At 31.3% G+C, this 16,159-nt stretch carries 13 protein-coding genes and 1 pseudogene; 6 read left to right on the top strand and 8 right to left on the bottom strand.

What is annotated here, in order from left to right; all coding sequences use genetic code 11:
• Positions 1-7: 7 nt before the first annotated feature.
• The 7 genes from BSD9I1_RS04710 to BSD9I1_RS04680 form a co-directional block, all read right to left on the bottom strand.
• On the bottom strand, positions 8-1,183 hold the full coding sequence (locus BSD9I1_RS04710) for an NADP-dependent malic enzyme (protein WP_186429347.1): 1,176 nt from the start codon (positions 1,181-1,183) through the stop codon (positions 8-10).
• A 334-nt stretch (positions 1,184-1,517) separates the two neighbouring features.
• Positions 1,518-2,213 (bottom strand): response regulator, encoded by a 696-nt coding sequence (locus BSD9I1_RS04705; protein ID WP_186429346.1) that lies wholly within the window; start codon positions 2,211-2,213, stop codon positions 1,518-1,520.
• On the bottom strand, positions 2,206-3,804 hold the full coding sequence (locus tag BSD9I1_RS04700; RefSeq protein WP_035311383.1) for a sensor histidine kinase: 1,599 nt from the start codon (positions 3,802-3,804) through the stop codon (positions 2,206-2,208). Before BSD9I1_RS04700 ends, BSD9I1_RS04705 begins: the two co-directional genes overlap by 8 nt.
• 18 nt (positions 3,805-3,822) lie before the next feature.
• Positions 3,823-4,473 carry a beta-eliminating lyase-related protein gene (locus tag BSD9I1_RS04695; RefSeq protein WP_186429345.1) on the bottom strand — a complete coding sequence of 217 codons (651 nt, stop codon included), beginning with the start codon at positions 4,471-4,473 and terminating at the stop codon, positions 3,823-3,825.
• 259 nt (positions 4,474-4,732) lie between these two features.
• Positions 4,733-6,532 carry a MutS family DNA mismatch repair protein gene (locus tag BSD9I1_RS04690; protein WP_186429344.1) on the bottom strand — a complete coding sequence of 600 codons (1,800 nt, stop codon included), beginning with the start codon at positions 6,530-6,532 and terminating at the stop codon, positions 4,733-4,735.
• Positions 6,533-6,918: 386 nt separating this feature from the next.
• Positions 6,919-8,070 carry an amidohydrolase gene (locus BSD9I1_RS04685; protein WP_186429343.1) on the bottom strand — a complete coding sequence of 384 codons (1,152 nt, stop codon included), beginning with the start codon at positions 8,068-8,070 and terminating at the stop codon, positions 6,919-6,921.
• A 150-nt stretch (positions 8,071-8,220) separates the two neighbouring features.
• Positions 8,221-8,538 (bottom strand): hypothetical protein, encoded by a 318-nt coding sequence (locus BSD9I1_RS04680; protein WP_186429342.1) that lies wholly within the window; start codon positions 8,536-8,538, stop codon positions 8,221-8,223.
• A 182-nt stretch (positions 8,539-8,720) separates the two neighbouring features.
• Here BSD9I1_RS04680 and BSD9I1_RS04675 point away from each other — a divergent pair, with 182 nt between their 5' ends.
• The 5 genes from BSD9I1_RS04675 to BSD9I1_RS04655 all read left to right on the top strand — a co-directional run bounded on the left by BSD9I1_RS04675 (position 8,721) and on the right by BSD9I1_RS04655 (position 15,016).
• Positions 8,721-9,101: a L,D-transpeptidase gene (locus tag BSD9I1_RS04675; protein ID WP_186429393.1), complete on the top strand. Its 381-nt coding sequence runs from the start codon at positions 8,721-8,723 to the stop codon at positions 9,099-9,101.
• Between the two features lie 1,376 nt (positions 9,102-10,477).
• Entirely contained in the window at positions 10,478-11,179 is a 702-nt protein-coding gene (locus tag BSD9I1_RS04670; RefSeq protein ID WP_186429341.1) for a response regulator transcription factor, read from the top strand.
• The gene (locus BSD9I1_RS04665; protein WP_186429340.1) at positions 11,157-12,149 is read left to right on the top strand and encodes a HAMP domain-containing sensor histidine kinase; all 993 of its coding nucleotides are present in this window, start codon (positions 11,157-11,159) and stop codon (positions 12,147-12,149) included. Before BSD9I1_RS04670 ends, BSD9I1_RS04665 begins: the two co-directional genes overlap by 23 nt.
• A gap of 264 nt (positions 12,150-12,413) precedes the next feature.
• Positions 12,414-13,160 carry an ABC transporter ATP-binding protein gene (locus BSD9I1_RS04660; protein WP_186429339.1) on the top strand — a complete coding sequence of 249 codons (747 nt, stop codon included), beginning with the start codon at positions 12,414-12,416 and terminating at the stop codon, positions 13,158-13,160.
• On the top strand, positions 13,160-15,016 hold the full coding sequence (locus BSD9I1_RS04655; RefSeq protein WP_186429338.1) for an FtsX-like permease family protein: 1,857 nt from the start codon (positions 13,160-13,162) through the stop codon (positions 15,014-15,016). The genes BSD9I1_RS04660 and BSD9I1_RS04655 overlap by 1 nt, the downstream gene beginning before the upstream one ends.
• A gap of 170 nt (positions 15,017-15,186) precedes the next feature.
• Here BSD9I1_RS04655 and BSD9I1_RS04650 read toward each other — a convergent pair whose 3' ends face one another.
• Positions 15,187-15,579, bottom strand: a complete 393-nt coding sequence (locus tag BSD9I1_RS04650; protein WP_186429337.1) for a hypothetical protein — start codon at positions 15,577-15,579, stop codon at positions 15,187-15,189.
• Positions 15,580-15,813: 234 nt separating this feature from the next.
• On the opposite strand from BSD9I1_RS04650, the pseudogene BSD9I1_RS04645 reads away from it, so the two are divergent.
• Positions 15,814-16,008: pseudogene (locus BSD9I1_RS04645) on the top strand (L,D-transpeptidase); the annotation flags it as partial.
• Positions 16,009-16,159 lie beyond the last annotated feature (151 nt).

The raw sequence follows: 16,159 nt of genomic DNA, 5'->3' as shown, positions 1-16,159 counted from the left end.
ATATTTCTTATTTTATTTTACCAATACCAGTTTTTATAGCTATTTCTCCTACTTTCTTAGAAACAGCTTCTACTACCTCTTTATTAAATGGGTCTGGAATTATATATTCTTCAGTTAATTCTTCATCTTTAACAATACTTGAAATTGCCTCTGCTGCTGCAAGTTTCATTTCTTCTGTTATTTCCCTTGCTCGTACATCTAATGCCCCTCTAAATATTCCAGGAAAAACAAGTACATTATTTATTTGATTTGGATAGTCAGATCTTCCTGTAGCTATAACTCTTGCTCCACCCTTTTTAGCTTCCTCTGGAAGGATTTCAGGTGAAGGATTTGCCATAGCAAAAATTATAGAATTTTTATTCATTGTAGAAACCATTTCTGCATTTAATACATTAGGTCCTGAAACTCCAATAAATACGTCTTTTTCTTTTATAATATCTTTTAATGTTCCTTTTTCGAAGTTTCTATTTGTAACCTTTGCAATTTCTACTTGAGCTTTGTTCATCCAATTTTCTCCTTCTAGCAAAGCTCCCTTTATGTCACACATAATAATATTTCTTGCTCCTCTTGCCATTAAAAGCTTACATATAGATATTCCAGCAGAACCTGCTCCATTTATAACTATTTTTGCATCTTCTATCTTTTTATCCACAAGTTTTAATGCATTTAGAAGCCCTGCTAAAACCACTATGGCTGTACCATGCTGATCATCATGAAATACAGGTATATCAAGTTCTTCCTTAAGCCTTTTTTCTATCTCAAAACATCTTGGTGCTGAGATATCCTCTAAGTTTATTCCACTAAAGGTTGGAGATAAGTACTTAACTGTCTTTATTATTTCTTCAACATCCTTTGTATCTAAACATATTGGAAATGCATCTACATCCGCAAATTCCTTAAAAAGTATTGCCTTTCCCTCCATAACTGGCATAGCAGCTTCTGGTCCTATATCTCCAAGTCCAAGTACTGCTGTTCCATCTGTAACTACTGCTACTAAGTTCTTTTTAGCCGTATACTTATATACATTTTCTATATCTTCATGTATCTTTTTACAAGGTTCTGCTACCCCAGGAGTATAGGCAATACTTAAATCCTCTCTATTTTTCACTGTAACTTTAGATATAACCTCTACTTTACCACACTTTTCTTCGTGAAGCTTTAAGCTCATTTCTTTATAGTCCATAATATCCCCCTTCAATCCTAAACTTAAGTATATAATTAATGCTAATATAAACCAATTGGCCAATTGATTTTATTTGTGTAATTAAATATTATTGTATATTTATTGCTTAAATATATATTATCCTAATTTTCTAACAACTTCTACATTACAAAAGTATTGCAATTGTTTTGTAACTTATGTTATTATCGTTAACGTTTACACATAGACTTTATCAATTTAAAGTATTTGTGAATAAAAAAAGATATATATTTGCAAAAATAAAAAGTTACAAAGGACTTTTATGAGTTCTTTGCAACTTTCACATACATCTCATTTCACTAATTTTTTTTATGTACTACTTCATTGTTAATTTATTATCTATTGAAATTTTATATTTAGTTTTTGGTCTTCCCACTTCTCCATATTCTATGTCTCTTATTAGCTCTCCAAAGGATGACATATATTCTAGATATCTTCTTATGGTAACTCTAGATAATTTCATTCCTTCAGCTATTTCCTCTGAGGTAAAGTATTCCTCTCTATAATCCTTTATAAATTTTTTTATTCTATATAAAGTTCTCTCATTTATTCCCTTTTGAAATTCCTCACTTAAACTTGGAGAATTTTGACTTGTTATTTTATCTATATCCTCTTGATTTAAAGTAGACTTTTCTTTTAAAAGCTCATATCTTAGCTTAAATTTATTTAATGCTTCCTTAAACCTTTCATATTCAAAGGGCTTTACAAGATAATCTATAGCACCAAGCTTTAATACTTCATTTAATTTATTTGTTTCGTGTGCAGCTGTTACCATTATTACATCTGTCATTATATGCTCTTTTCTAATTTCTTTTAAAAATTCTATTCCATCCAATTTGGGCATATATAAGTCTAGTATAACTAGTTGCATTTGTTTGGTCTTTATTGTATTTAATGCTTCATTTCCATTGCCACAAACCCCAATTACTTTAAATCCTTCTATACTTTCCGTGTATCTTTTATTTATTTGTGCTACCATTGGGTCATCTTCTACTATAAGTACATTAATCATCCTTTGCCTCCTTTGTAATGTATATCTTAAACTGACATCCTTCGTTTACGTTAGAAAAAACTTCTACCTTGCCATTTAAATTTTCAACAACTTGCTTTAAAAGCATAAGTCCCTTTCCTCTATTTTCACCTTTAGTTGAATATCCGTTAGAAAACACCTTGGTCAAATTTTCTTTAGATATCCCTACTCCTGTATCTTTTACCTCTATTAAAATACAAGAGGAGTCTTCCTCTATAAGTATATTTACTTCTTTCTTTTCCTTATCACTTATACTCACTGCTTCTATAGCATTTTCAAGCAAGTTCCCAATTATGGTGACTAAAGCATGGCTATTAACTCTTCCCTTTGTTCTTTTAAGATTACTATTTGAGTCAATATAAAGCTCTACTCCCATTTCCTTTGCTCTGCTTATTTTTCCAAGCATAAGAGCTGCAATGGTTGAGTCTTCTATTTTATTCATAACAAGAGTTACCTTTTGCTGCTGCTCCTTAGTTTGACTAACTATATATTTTTTTGCCTCATCAGTTTCACCTATTTGAATAAGACCTAAAATCACATGAAGTTTATTCATAAATTCATGATTATTAGCTCTTAGTGCTTCTACTACTTGTCTTACTCCTGTTACCTCCTCGGCAAGCTTTGTGATTTCAGTTTTATCTCTAAATATTGCCACTACCCCTATAACTTTGTCTTTATTTTTTATTGGAATTCTATTTATGACAACTATTGTGTTATTTATAATTATTTCCTTATTATATTGAGGTTCCCCATCTTTAAATACCTGAGATAGATTGAAATTGGATATGATATTTATCATATTCTCTCCTATTTTATCTTCATCTATTTTTAGAATATTTAAAGCACCCTTATTATAAAAGGTTACCTTTAAACTATCATCTACTGCAATTATGCCATCATCTAAGGAATCCAATACCTCCTGCTTTTGTATAAATAGCTTGGAAATTTGCTCTGCTTCATATCCTAAAAGTGATTCTTTTACACTCTTTGATATTATAAGTGACCCTACACTTCCTATAAGCAGACCTGAAAGTATTACAAGAATTAATGTTATAACTATTTCATATCCAGCTATTACCATATTCTCAGTTAATACTTTTGCCATTACAAAACCTATGGGATCTCCTTTGTCATCCCTTACTACAACAAATGATATTATAAGTTTTCCAAAGCTTTCTATCTTATCCTCTAAAATTTCTTTGTTTTGTATGGATGCTAATTCAGATATGCCCTGAATATTTGTATCATACATTTTTTCAAAATCGGAATTTGCATAAGTATTTCCATTTAAATCTACTATACTTATTGAATCTACATGCTTACCTGATTTTACTATTTCCTTCACATAACTTTGCATTTCATCTGAATCTTTTTTATTTTTCAATCCATTAACTATAAATGGTGATTTAGATATGATTTTGCTTATATTCATCAAATTAATTTCTGCCTCTTTTGTTATCCAGGACATCCTCATTTGATATATTAAAATTATAGTAACCACTAGAGAAATAACTACTACGCTTATATTTAATGCACTAATTTTTGTTCTAAGTTTTACTCTTTCTTTTTTCATATGTGTACCTTCTAAAGTTTATTCTATTACGCTAAATCTACCGGTAAAAAACCTTAAAATTTTAGGCTCATATTCCCATTTAAGACCTTTAATTTCATTTCTCTTTTTATATAAAGATATTATAGCCTCCGCTACATAATCCAAATGAGCATAGGTATAAACCCCTTGAGGTATAGTAAGCTTTACAAGTTCTAACTTTGGGATACGGTCTTTTCCTGTTTTACTATCTCTTCCTGCAAAAACTATTCCTCTTTCCATACCCCTTACCCCTGAGTCTACATATAATGCTGCTGCAAGTGATTGTGCTGGAAACTGCGACTGTGGAATATGTGATAAAAACCTTTTTGCATCTAAAAAAACAGCCTGACCTGCACTGGAATTTATTACAGGTATTAAAGCCTTTTTAAGTCTTTCCAAAAGATATTCTACTTGTTCTAATCTATATTTATCATAGTTACAATTTGAACCTTGACTATTTAATATATCTTGTTTTGATTTGTTATTATTCACTTTATTATGTATCAATAAATCTATATATACTTCTCGTGGTTTTAGAAGAAATGTATTATATCCTGCTCTTTTTATAGCTTGCTCTCTCTGTGCTTTAGGAATTATTCTTAACGGTTCGCCATATTTAGGCTCATAGCAATCTGATACAGCACTTTTCATAAATTATTCCCCCAATTTATAATCAGTATATTTTAAATCATTGAAATATTGTTCCATAGTACTAATTCAATATCCCCCTCAAAATTCCTTCAAAATTTACTGCCTTATATAACTTATTACAAAAGAATATTTTAGCAATTTAAAACTTTTACCTATTAATTATATGTAGCGATAATCATGCATATTCTATCCATGATTTTATATAAATCAGTGGCTCTTAATTTTATCAATAAAAATAAGCACATATTAAAAATATGCGCTATAAAGTATTTTCTTCTGCATCTATACCTGCAAGTTTCATAAGGTACATTGCATTTCTTGTTTTTGATATTCCTTCTCTTAGTTTATAGTCAAAATGTATTTTACCTTCACTATAGTACTCTCTGAAATTATAGTTTTTCACAACTCTATTGCTCTTTTCTAAATCTCCTAACTCTAAATCATGAGTTGATACAAGACCTATTGCATTTTCTTTACTCATTTTATTTATAAGAATTTTAGCCCCAGTATGCCTATCTAATGAGTTGGTACCTTTAAATATTTCATCTAATAAAAAGAGTATAGGTTCCCTTTCCTCTACTGCCTTTACTATAATATTTATTCTTAGTAGTTCTCCATAAAAGGATGATATATTCTTTTCTAAATTATCACTTATTCTCATGCACGTATATATTTTCATTGGACTTAATGTAAGCCTTTCACCACAAATAGGTGCTCCTGTATAAGCCAGTACTGTATTTATTCCTACAGTTCTTAAGAAAGTACTTTTTCCTGACATATTAGATCCTGTTATTAGAAGAATTTTATTTTTATCATTTATTTTCACATCATTTGAAATCCTATTATTACTTAAAAGAGGATGTGCTATATTTTTGCCCTCAAATAAAAGTCCTTCCTCCTTAAATTCTGGCATAATCCAGGTTTCATTTTCATAGCAAAGTACAGCTAAACTCATTAATGCTTCAATCTCTGCAACTGCGTCAAACCAGTCCTGAAGCGCTTCTCCTGAGGTAGATTTCCATCTTTCAAGACGAAACGCTATATAATAGTCTAAAAGAAAAATTATATTTATAGGCATATAAACCATATTAGCTCTATCCCCTGTAAGGCTAGAAATTTTATAAAACTCATCTATTGCTTTTGTTGCTGTACTATTACTTCTTTTTAATTTTTCCTGAATCTCTTTTAAATAAGAAGACTTAAAACTTTGTTTTTCCAAAAGAGCTATTAAATTATAATAATTTCTTATATTTTTTTTATATCTAAATACAATACCTAATGCCTCTCCTCTTTTGCCTCCACCAGGCAGAAGAAGTAATCCTTCAATCAACAATGCTGTAAGTGGCACTCTATACGGAACAATTCCTATAAAAAATATTATTATAAGAGCTATTGAAATTAGTGAGATTATTCTTGTACCTAGGAATATAGCCATATTTTTATATATTGGCATTTTTTCTTTTCCCCATTTAAAAAGTCCTTCTGGGTCTTTATATTCTCCCTTATTTATCATAGCTTCACTTATAAATCTTTCTCTAAATCCAATTTTTTTGCTTAATTCCTTAATAGCCTCTTGCCTTTCGTATAATTCCTCTGTCGAAAAATTAAGTCCTGAAAGCACCGATGCTAATCTTTTTCTTCCTAAAAAGGTATTAGTCTCATTTATCTTTTGAAATAATGAACTTTTTCCAAATATGTCTAAATCATAAGTATAAGGATGCTCTGTATTTATGAATTCTTCTCCCTTATCCTCAAATTCTCTCCATTTATCACTTATTCGTTTTGTTCCCTTGTCATTTAATATAAATATATTCTCTAAAGTATTCTTGTAAGTTATAACCTTATCATGCCAATATACTAATATTGTAAATGCTATAACCGAAGCTAAGAATATAATAGTAGATATGTATTCACTTCTAAGTTTGTAGTAAAGATACATTGTAAAAAATAATCCCGCTACAAATATAATAATTCTTAAAGTACTTATAAAGTTTGCAAGCTGCCTTTGCTTTATAAGTAAAGTTTCATACTTTGATTTTCTTTTATCATAGGAAGCCATTACTAAGTCTCCTTTTCTATTTACCAGCAAACTTTAGGTTTACTTTGATTTTATTTATCCGATGGCAACCATCCGTAATACTCCCATCACACTCTGTGAAAGCGACTATCACCAAATCATAGATTTGTGATATCTGCTTTTCTTAAGTAGGAGATAGCTGCTGATACGCCCCTGGATAAGTTCTTCTAAGACTCAGTTGGAGATAAGTATTCTTCATAAGCAAACTCCACCTGAGTCTAAGAATCACTTGATGTTATTTAAAGTGCTAGTCACTAATCTCTAGCTAAGGATTAGTGATTAGCGGCTAAAAAACGCACATGGTTTTTAATATAAAATAGGTCCACAGTTAAACAACTAATTATTGATGAGCACCTAACAAACGTTCATTAGCATTTTTGAAACACAACTTCTCCATTTATTATAGTATAAAGCGTATTTGTAAATACTTCTAAAGGATTAGCATCAAAGATAGCTATATCCGCATCTTTTCCTATCTCTATACTTCCAATCCTATCATCTACTCCTGCTATTTCAGCTGCATTTATTGTAATAGCTTTTAGTGCTTCATCTATTCCAAGTCCTTCTTTAGCTGCAAGCCCTGCACATAAAGATAAATACTGAATAGGTATTACAGGATGATCCGTCATTATGGCTACTTTGATCCCTTCCTTATGTAAAACTCCTGGAGTTTTAAAGGACTTATTTCTAGTTTCCACCTTTGTTTTAGAAGTCAGAGTTGGCCCTACTACTGCAGGTACATTAGCTTTATTTATATATTTAGCTATAAATTCTCCCTCAGTGCAGTGTTCTAAAGTTAAATTTACATCAAATTCCTTTGCTATTCTTATTGCAGTTAATATATCATCTGCTCTATGAGCGTGTGCTTTAAGAGGTATTTTCTTTTGAAGTACAGGTATTAATGCTTCCATCTTAATGTCTACCTCAAAACTGTCTCCTTTAATCTTTGCAGAGTTCTTTTTTGCCATATAATTTTTAGCCTTAACCAAGGTTTCTCTTAGAAGTCCTGCTGTAGCCATTCTCGTAGAAGGAGCTTTTCCTTTGCCATGATATACTCTTTTAGGATTTTCACCAAAGGCTATTTTCATAGCTGCTGAATCTTTTATAACCATATCATCAATACAAACTCCATAAGTTTTCATAACCACAAACTGTCCACCTATTACATTTGCACTTCCAGGCCCTGTCATAACTGTAGTTATTCCAGAGTTTCTCGCATCCTCAAAAGCACTATCCATGGGGTTTATTGCATCTATTGCCCTAAGATGTGGAGTTATTGGATCTGTCATTTCATTACCATCTGCTCCCTCAAAAGCAATTCCTTCTTCAAATATTCCAACATGACAGTGAGCATCAATTATACCAGGAATAACCCATCCTCCTTTTGCATCTACAACTTTTTCCTTCTTTTCCTCTATATGTTCTGATATTTCTATTATCTTACCATCTTTTATTAGTATACATCCATTTTCATAAACCTTTCCTGTCATGGTAATTATCTTTCCATTTTTAATTAACATTTTTACCCCCCTAATTTTTCCTAATAATATTATTAAATGAATTGCAAAATCATTATGTAAGTAAAGTTTAAACTAAGTAGTAAGGTATCATATGGTTATTATACATCACTGAATCAGCTTATTTCAAACAAAAGCCAATTAGTTAGTATATCATATTGAAGTAGATACAAGTATTAATGCAGTTATACATAGACTTAAAGCTATAGATAGTTTTCTGCCTATAGATGCCCACAAATGATTGGGAAAGCTGTTTCCTATAAGCCAAGATAAATAAAGCATGCCTAGTGAATAAAGTATAGTATAATGAAGTCCTCCACTTTCATCGGACCAAGCTTTTAATCCTATCGATTGTAAAACCAAGTCACCAACTGCGGGAGAACCCTTAAAACTTATAGAAAAACCTATAGACAATATAAATAAAAATATAGATATGCTTCCAATACCTATATCCTTAACAATGTTTTTCATAATATCACCCCACAACTTTAACATTTATAAATATTATATAATATTATTTACATTATTTCCATATAATGTATGTGAATATTCATTAACTTATTTCTATAATCATGAATATAATACTTAATGTAATATTTATTGGAGGTTATATTATGTTTATTTGCCCTTATATTATGGGTAGTCAATTCTCAATGGAAGATTATAATTTTAGAACTCAATCAAACTATAGACAAGGAAACTATAGAATTGTAATTAATACAAAAAACCTCACCTTAACACTATACTCTGGTAATAATGTAGTTAAGACATATCCTGTAGCCGTTGGTAAACCCTCTACTCCTACTCCTTTAGGAAATTTTAAAATAGTAAATAAAGCTGTGAATCCTGGAGGACCTTTTGGAGTTAGATGGATGGGATTAAGTATCCCTCACTATGGAATACATGGAACAAATAATCCTGCATCGATTGGTACAAGAGTATCTAATGGATGCATAAGAATGTATAATAAAGATGTTTTGGAGCTTGCCAATACAGTTCCTATTGGAACACCAGTACAAATTATTAATCAGTAGTTTTTTATTAGGTGCTAGGATGATTTAAAATTACTACTTTTGAAGCTGGAATTATACACCTTGAAGAACTTCAAGCAGCTAAAAAAAGAGTATCCCTTGAAATATTATTATTAAATGATCCGGCCAACATAAAGCTATGGTTAAAAAAAAGAATTTATAGTATAGAAGTTTTCAACAAATCTGAGGTTGTGATAAAATATAAACTTCCTGTGGAATAAATAATAAAGATTCATAGTAATATAATAAGCTATATTGCTATGAATCTCACAAATTAAATTGAGTCCGCACCAAAATCCGCTTCAACCACTAAATCATAACTTTGTTCTTTACAAAAACATTGCATAGAATTATCTCCCTATTTAATTTATAGTGTCAAATATTGCTCATCATAACATTTCTCTTAATTTTGAAATACCTTTTAAAACTTTCTCCCTATTTTTTGAGTCCTGAATCCATTTAGGAATCCTACTTGCAATACTTTGATTATGCCATCCTGAATCATCCTTAACCTGCTCTCTTAATATCGCCTTTACGAAGCCCTCCAAGTAATCTAAATACTCTTCGTTTAAAGCAAATCGTTGAATATGTTTCGCATCCCCTTGAATAATGGAGATTGCAATGGACCATATCCAATTGAAGCTCGATTAATATCACTAAACCAAGGTGTATTAACTTCTAAGAAGTGAATAAATTTTATAATTACTTGATAAAGCCGTTCCAAAGGTAAATTATCTGAAGACTGATTAAGATATGCTTGTAATTCGTCAAATAATGGCTGACATTCTTCAGACACAATTTCCATGCAAATTTGACCTTTTTCTGCATAACGTCTATATAGACTTGCTTGACCTATTTGGGCCATCTTTGCAATTTAATGCATATTTATATTTTCAACGCCTTTTTCGATGAAAAGAGTCCTTGCCGACCCTAGAATCCTTTTTCTAAACACTTCGTTTCTGGGGATTTTTGGTGAATTAGATATTATATCCATTTTAGTATTTTCTCCTATTAATATAATATTTACATACTTTTAGTATAACTTTATAAGTACAGCTAAAAAATCTTTAGTATTATGCAGTCTCTTCCATTATAATAGGAAGAGCTGCTAAGCTTTTGAATGAAAGTGAGCTAACATTTTTAAAAATAGCAGCAGAATATATTTATATTCTGCTAAACATCAAATTTTATAATGTTTATACAAAAGGTCTACCTCATTTATGATACGGTTCTCCGTAATGGTTATAACGTATATTTTTTCTCTATCTTAAATTTTTATAATACAAGTACCCCATACTTTGTTATACTAATATTATTGTGAAACCTGTGCTTTAATAATTGTAATTAATGTTTATGTTAATATGGAAGGAGTACTTACTATGGAGTATAAGATATATATTGTTGAAGATGATTTATCCATAGGCAGCCTGTTAAGAGATTATATAGAGAAATACGGCTTTACAGTGAAACTTTCCAAGGACTTCGGCGGCATTATGGAGGAATTCGCATCCTTCAAACCTGATCTGGTATTGATGGATGTTAATTTACCCAAGTTTGATGGATTTTACTGGTGCAGAAAAATACGAGAAACATCAATAGTTCCCATAATTTTTATATCCGCAAGAGAAAGCGGAATGGATCAGGTAATGGCACTTGAAAACGGTGCGGATGATTATATAACAAAACCATTCTACTCAGAAGTGGTGCTGGCTAAAATAAAAAGTCATATAAGAAGAGCTTATGGCAATTATGCTTCCAATACCGAGGAGCGCGTCGTAGAGCTGGGCGACTTGAAGCTGTACCCTGAAAGACTGGAGCTTCAATTTAAAGATAAAACCTTAATCATAACCAAGAAGGAAGGGATACTGCTGGAATGTCTCATTAAAAGATACCCTAGAGTAGTAAGCCGGGATTATCTTTTAGAAAAAATGTGGGATGACACAGCTTTTGTTGAGGAAAATACCCTCAATGTAAATGTAACACGGTTAAGAAGAAGGCTTCAGGAGTTTGATATTGAAAATGGAATAGAGACTGTGCGAGGAGTTGGCTATAAATTAAATGAAACTGTTTTTAAGGGATAATAAAGTCTGCATATTTATATATTTTTTTGGTACTGTATTAACCTTATTCTACTGTGAGCTTATGAACTATATTGCTTTGTCAGAGATTTTTTATTTAATCCTGGTTAATTCCTTTATACTTCTATGTTTTTTAGCTTTTAGATATTACCAAACCAAAGAGGTTTATAAACTGTTTGAAAAGGGAATGAATTCAATTGAAGAGTCCACTGTCTCTCTCGGAAACTCTTTAGCCGGAAAGAATATATCAAAACTATTCAGTCAGCAATACAGGCTATACGAAGCAAAAATGCAGGAATACGATAAAAAGCAGAAGGATCACCTGACCTTTATCAATACATGGGTTCATCAGATGAAGACTCCCCTGTCCGTAATACGGCTTCAGCTTGAAGAATACGAAAGCGAACCTCTTGCAGAAAATATAAGTGAAGAAGTATATAAAATGGATAAGAATCTGAATCTTGCCTTGTATTTTGCACGAATGGATGCTTTTGAAAAAGATTTTGTAATAGAAAAAATCAACCTGCTGCAGTTGGTTTTAGACACTATAAATAATGAAAAAAGGCTCTTTATTAAAAGTAAAGTAATGCCGAAGGTGGCAATTGTCAGTAGCCTTGAAGTTTATACAGACAGTAAATGGATAAAATTTATACTGAACCAAATCATAACAAATGGAGTTAAATACTCAAAAGGAATAGGCAAAACGCTGAATATAAGGGCGTATATTCAAGACAGTAAAATTATACTGGAAATTATTGATGAAGGCATCGGCATACCAGCTAAGGATATTAAGAGAGTTTTTGACCCTTTCTTTACGGGAGAAAACGGACGAAAGTACGGAGAGTCTACTGGCATGGGCCTGTACATTGTAAAAAAAATCTGTGAAAACCTGAACCACAAAGTAGAAATTGAATCTGAAGTGGGCAAGGGCACCAAGCTGCGTTTAATATTTTCAGAAATTGATAAATTTTAAGGGTTCACTTTGAAGGACATGTATTTTAATCAATATGTGTTCTTTTTTAATATATACTGAAAGTTTTAATTATAATAGAGCTTATTACCTTACATGGATGTAATATAACTGTAAGAAAGTTGAATAGCTTCAATCCATGATACTTACTATAATTAAACATGTAAGCATATAGAGCATAAAAAGAGCCTTGCATTTTATGAGTATGGAATCAGAATTCATTAGACTTTTGGTGTTCTATGCAGCAAACATAAAGGAGTGTTAATAATGGAAATATTAAATGTAAAAAACCTAAGCAAAGTATATGGAAAAAAAGTACTTTTCAATGCTTTAAAAGATATAAGTTTTACTGTGGCAGATGGTGAATTTGTTGGAATAATGGGTCCTTCCGGAAGCGGTAAGACTACCCTGCTTAATATGGTGTCAACTATAGATAGGCCTACTGCAGGCGATATCCTGATTAAGGGAAAAAGCACCCTGTCTCTAAAGGGAGATGAGCTTTCTCTATTTAGAAGAAGAGAGTTAGGGTTTGTTTTTCAGGATTTTAATCTTTTGGATACCTTGACCATAGGCGAAAATATTGTTTTACCTTTGACACTAGATGCTGTTCCTGTAACTGAGCAGGATAAAAGCCTTAAAAGAGCAGCTGAAATACTTAAAATAGAAAAATTACTTAATAAAAGAACCTTTGAGGTTTCCGGTGGAGAAGCTCAAAGAACAGCTATAGCCAGAGCCTTGATTCACAATCCTTCATTGCTATTGGCAGATGAACCTACTGGAAACCTGGATTCAAAAGCTTCAAAAACCGTTATGGAATTGTTTGTAGAGATAAATAAATCCGAGAAGGTTACTACTATAATGGTAACCCATGATCCTGCAGCAGCCAGTTACTGTGATAGAATACTCTTCATCAAAGATGGAAGCATATATAATGAAATTTATAATGGAGGAAGGCGCCAGCAGTTTTACCAGCAGATAATCGATGTACTTTCAATGCTCGGAGGTGCTAACTAATGGAATTTAATCAATTTACCTATAAAAATGTATCCAGAAATGCTAAAGCCTATTTTGCCTATTTTCTCAGCATTTGTATATCCTCAGCGTTATTTTTTTCCTTTTCCATGTTCCTATTTCACCCAAACAAGGGGCAGTTAAAATCCTATATAAACATAGCAATTTTCATAACTGAAATTATTGCATATCTGTTTTTATCTTTCTTTGTATTTTACTCCATCAGTGTATTTTTAAAAAGCAGATATAAGGAATTTGGAATTTTATATATAACCGGTATTTCAAAAAAACAGCTTCACAAGATGTTGTTTCTTGAAAATATTATTATAAACTCAGCCGCAACCCTAAGCGGAATCATATTAGGATTGATTTTTTCAAAAATTTATTTAAGACTCATAGAGAAGTTTTTTAATCTTAATAGCTTGAACTTTTATTTCCCTGTAAAAGCAATAATCATTACTCTGACTTCTTTTATCTTGCTGGGAGTTTTAGTTTCACTTTTTACTTCCTTTATTATAAGAGAAAATGAAGTGTTAAAGCTTCTTAAAGCCACAAAAGCACCTAAGCCCGAGCCTAAATCCTTCAGCCTTTTGGCACTGCTTGGACTTGTAATTTTACTGGTTGGCTACTATATGTCCCTAACTGCCAGAAAGGAAAATCTTGAAAAAATCATGCTGCCCGTTGTAGCAATGGTTGTTTTTGCAACCTACCTCTTATTTTCACAGTTTAGTGTTTTTTTCATTAAGCTCTTAAAGAAAAACCGACAGCTTTATTTAAAAAATACCAACCTGCTTTGGATTTCAAACCTGTTTTACAAATTAAAGGACAATTCAAGAATGTTTTTCCTTGTAGCAATAACCTCAACAGTAGCCTTTACCTCTATAGGAACCTGTTTTGCATTTTGGAAAAACACCTTGGGTAATATTGAAAAAAGACACCCTTACGCTTTTGTTTACTCCACTTTCGGTAAAACTGATATGGTTGCTGAAGAGACCGGTTTTCTTGAAGATATTTTAAAAAAAGAAAATTATAATTATAAAAAAGTAGTATTTCAAAGCGCAACCTACACTTCAAAGGATAATGAAATATTTACTCTGATTAGTGAAAGCACTTATAGAGGATTAGCAGATCTATTAAATATTAAACCTCTATCTTTAAATGAAAATGAGGCTATTCAAATTCCATTTGAGGATGGGAAGATAATAAGAGGGTCAATAAAAATTGAAAACAGCCTGTTAAGTGTAACCCAAAAAGCCGACTCAAGGCTAACATATGTAATTAATAATGATGTTTACGTAGTTAATAATAGTTTGTTTGACAGAGTTGCGGACAAAGATACTTCCACAACCATATACATCTATCAAGTAAATAATTGGGCTGAAAGTTATGAAGTATATGACAGGTTTGCAGAAAAGTATGGAGAGAACAGTTTCAGCTTGTTATTATCCAAGTCCCATATCTATGAATCTGAAAAAAGAGGCTACGGAACCTTACTGTTTTTAACAATATTCATAGGGGTTATATTCTTTGTGGCCTCTGGAAGCTTTATATATAACAGATTCTACATGGATGAAGAAGCTGATAAAAGAAAATACATGCAGCTCAATAAGATTGGTCTTACTTATAAGGAAATTAAAAAGATAGTTACCTTTGAGATTGGAACACTTTTCCTGATTCCTTTTATAGTGGCTGTAATTCACTCTTCATTCGCCCTCACTGCACTAAAAAATCTCTTTGAAATGGAAGTTACTAGTGCAGCATTCTTAGTAATGGGAAGCTTTTTATTAGTTCAAATTCTCTACTTCCTGTTCATAAGAGGTAAGTATTTATCAGAAATGCGAGAGCAGCTGACAGATTAGTATTACAAGGGCCTTTATTTTATGAGTCTGTACCAAAAGTATGTTTATACTATTGGTACAGACTCATAGTTTTATTATGGTCTACATTAGTTATGGTACGGTTCATCATTCCTAATTCTAATAGTTTGATATAGTTAAGTCGTCATATCATACCCTTACGCCTTAAAACTTTATTTATTTTCTTCTTTATAAACTTGTAAAGTAGTTTTCATCTTACTGATTATTTTCTCTTTCTGCCATTTACTTATTTCTTTGCCAAACAAAATGATTACAATAGAAACTGGTAATGCTATTAATGAATTAAATATATCTTTTTTACCGTTAACTATACTTGAAAATGAACTTGCTACATAATTTATAAAAAGAGCTGCTGCCTTTATTGTATACACTCCAAATAATAGCGCCATTCCTATATACATAAACAGGATCAAAATTGGAAGTTTCAACTTGCATTCAATTTTCATTCCATCATCTATTTCTGATAATTTTCCATAATTAATAATTTCTTTTAATCGTGCTTCACAATCGTTGGCTTTTAACAATGTATAGAAGACATATTTCATTATTCCACTGATTCTCTTGACTTTATTAACTTAGTACAACTTATATGTTACTTTCATAATTATGGTCTTACTAATTTAAGTCTTTGTCCACATTTTTCTTATAGCATAGTTATTTTGTATTTTTAGACTCTCAAATGCCATTATGCAATATATTACAATTATACAAAGGACTTCTTTTAAATACTATAAGCATTTTATTCCAAGCTTATATTTACTCAGGTATCAAGTCATTAGGTGAATCCTGGAGGACCTTTTGGGGTGAGATGGATGGTATTAAGTATCCTTCACTATGGAATACATGGAACAAATAATCCTGCATCGATTGGTACAAGAGTATCTAATGGATGCATAAGAATGTATAATAAAGATGTTTTGGAGCTTGCCAATACAGTTCCTATTGTAACACCAATACAAATTATTAATCAGTAGTCTTTTAATAGATACTATGGCAATTGTAAATCGATTGTGTTTTATCACCAATATATTTCCTAAAATTTTACCCTTTCTTATTGACTAGCACCCTTTACACCTGATTCTTGTTTCTTTAATTATTAAATCGTCAAGGTATGCATCTCTTATC

Source organism: Clostridium sp. BSD9I1 (assembly GCF_900185645.1).
Taxonomy (GTDB): Bacteria; Bacillota; Clostridia; order Clostridiales; family Clostridiaceae; genus Clostridium_AK.
The sequence above is the reverse complement of the archived record's forward strand: the minus strand, read 5'-3'. Positions and strand labels throughout refer to the sequence as shown.